Raw genomic sequence first — 1,398 nt, forward strand, 5'->3', positions numbered from 1 at the left:
AAATGCGCGACGAGCTGCGCGCCTACCTGGACACGTTGGATCGGCCCTTCGGAGAAGTGGAGCTTGCCGACGAGCTGAAGACCATCTGGGAGGCTGCCGCGAGGGCCAAGCGGCTGATCGCGAACCCCATCGAGCGAACGGCGCTGACACAGGACGAGTGAAGGACTCGCGCCAATGAGACGGCATTCAGCCAGACGAAAGCCAGAGAGGGATCCGCTCAGCGTGCAGATCGGCAATGCTGCTCGCACAGCCCGACTGAGCTTGGATCTGACGCAGGAGGATGTAGCCGAGCGCATAGGCGTTGCCGCGGAAGTGTATGGAAGATTGGAGCGAGGCAAGCTGCGCCCGAGCACGCCGACGCTCGTCAGGCTCAGCAAGGCACTTGGGACGCCTGTCGACGTGTTGATCGGGCTCGCTGCTGGCGAGAACGAGACGGCGCATAAGTCGACCGAAGCCGCGCCCGGCTCCGACATGACGCCAGAGTTTCGACGGGTACGCCGCGCGGTGCGAACGATGAATCGCCTTCAGCTTTCAACCTTCTGGCGCTTGGTTGATGTGCTTGCTACGCATAACCGGAAGCTGCGGGACTCTCACCGCAAGGCACGAGAGACCACGACCTGATAGAGACGACCTATGGAAGACGACCTTCTACAGAAAAGACTCGGCGAGGCAGCCCGAACCGCACGGGAGGCGCTTGGACTCACTCAGGCCCAAGTCGCTAAAAAGGCAGAGATGAGCCCGGCCGTCTACGGACGCATCGAGCGCGGCGGGATGATGCCGAGCGTTCCGGCACTTCGGCGGATGGCGGTCGCGTTGGGTGTTTCTCCGGCAGTGCTCCTGGATATGACCCGCCAAGAGGTGCCCTCCTCTGATCGCGACCTGTCGCCCGAAGCGCGCAAGGTCGTGGGGCTCGTGCGGACGTGGTCAGAGTCGAGGATCGCGGTCGGGAACGAGCTGCTGCGGGTTCTCGACGCCGTGCCGATGGTCGACGACTAGACCGTCTCAGATTAGGGACTGGGGGGCGGGTGGGTGGCGGCCGGCTTGGAGCGGTCGCCACGCCTGGAGGGGTCCACCCGCCTCCCCGGTCCCGCTGTCTGAGCCATATCCCTGCGGTTATGCTACGGTCCCCCATCTAGGAGGTGAGGTAGAGCGTGGGACTGGTACTCAGGCACCCGGGCATCGGCGAGATGATCGGGGACTACAAGATCGTTGGGTTCTTGGGCTCGGGGGGCCTCGGGGTCGTCTACAAGGTCGAGCGTGGGGGCCGTTTTTTTGCGTTGAAGATCCTTGCAGTCCCGAAGTTGGACGGCAGGGCCAAGCGAGAGATCGGCATTCTCATTCACCTGGAGAACCCCTGCGTCGTCCGTTACGTGGGCTCGGACTTCTGGCCTGACCCGG

Annotated in this window: 2 protein-coding genes and 1 pseudogene; all 3 read left to right on the forward strand. The window is 63.7% G+C overall.

All coding sequences use genetic code 11. The features are described from left to right. Positions 1–222 precede the first annotated feature (222 nt). Positions 223–621 carry a helix-turn-helix transcriptional regulator gene (locus tag DAT35_RS57920; RefSeq protein ID WP_233262336.1) on the forward strand — a complete coding sequence of 133 codons (399 nt, stop codon included), beginning with the start codon at positions 223–225 and terminating at the stop codon, positions 619–621. A 12-nt stretch (positions 622–633) separates the two neighbouring features. Continuing rightward, the gene (locus tag DAT35_RS57925) at positions 634–996 is read left to right on the forward strand and encodes a helix-turn-helix domain-containing protein (protein ID WP_108077992.1); all 363 of its coding nucleotides are present in this window, start codon (positions 634–636) and stop codon (positions 994–996) included. A 155-nt stretch (positions 997–1,151) separates the two neighbouring features. Continuing rightward, positions 1,152–1,398 (forward strand): annotated as a pseudogene (locus DAT35_RS57930) (serine/threonine protein kinase); the annotation flags it as partial.

It is taken from the genome of Vitiosangium sp. GDMCC 1.1324 (assembly GCF_003044305.1).
In the GTDB taxonomy this organism is placed as follows: Bacteria; Myxococcota; Myxococcia; order Myxococcales; family Myxococcaceae; genus Archangium.

Coding starts and splice junctions, on each gene's coding strand:
- DAT35_RS57925 (WP_108077992.1), top strand. CDS start 634: ATGGAAGACGACCTTCTACAGAAAAGACTCGGCGAGGCAGCCCGAACC.